The 709-nt window shown below is 73.1% G+C and carries 1 protein-coding gene and 1 pseudogene; both read left to right on the top strand.

All coding sequences use genetic code 11. From position 1 onward, the window contains the following. Positions 1-209, top strand: a pseudogene (locus BZY54_RS48895) (acetoin utilization protein AcuC); the annotation flags it as partial. Positions 210-309: 100 nt separating this feature from the next. Continuing rightward, positions 310-709, top strand: a 400-nt coding sequence (locus tag BZY54_RS48890) for a phosphatase (RefSeq protein ID WP_208641011.1), incomplete at its 3' end; no start/stop codon positions are given.

The raw sequence follows: 709 nt of genomic DNA, 5'->3' as shown, positions 1-709 counted from the left end.
CGGTGGAGCCGGAGACGGTGATCCCGGAGAGCTGGCGGCAGGAAGTGTACGCGCGGACCCGGCAGTTGGGGCCGATGCGGATGACGGACGGGCGGTGGCCGGTCTCGTGGGCGGACTGGGAGGCGGGCTACGACCCGGCGGACCGGCTGGACCAGGCGATCCTGGCCACTCGGCGGGCGGTGTTCCCGTTGCGAGGGTTGCTGGCGTGACCGGGGCGAGCCCCTCGCGGTCGTCTCGGCGTTAGGCCGACCGTGGGGTGTTCCGTGGTTCTCGGGACGCCCCGGCTTCCCGTCCGTCACCATCGCACCCGTGTCGAACACCGCCGCACTGCGTGCCCATCTGCTGGGTGCCGGCCTCGCCGGGGTCGTGGCCACCACCCGGGAGGCGAGTCTGCGCAGCTACCGGCTGTTCGCGGCCCGGGATCCCCGGATGCTGATCGGGATCGATCCGGAACGGGCCTGGGACCAGCGGGACTTGATCGACTTGATGGCGCGGAGCTGCGGGGTCTCGGCCGATCCGCGGCACACCGTCGGCCGTGACGTGATCGACCCGGAGCTGACCCTCGCCGCTCTGGGGGCTTTCGCGGACCGGCTCGGCGAGGTCGCCCGGCGCGGTGCGTCCGTGCTCCTGGGCACCGGGCACCCGCATCGGCTGCTGGATTTCTACGCCGCGCTGGCGGACGCGTTGTCGGCGGCGGGATGTACCGTCC

Origin of the sequence: Streptomyces carpinensis, from assembly GCF_002154505.1 — a bacterium.
GTDB classification, from domain to species: Bacteria; Actinomycetota; Actinomycetes; order Streptomycetales; family Streptomycetaceae; genus Streptomyces; species Streptomyces carpinensis.
The sequence above is the reverse complement of the archived record's forward strand: the minus strand, read 5'-3'. Positions and strand labels throughout refer to the sequence as shown.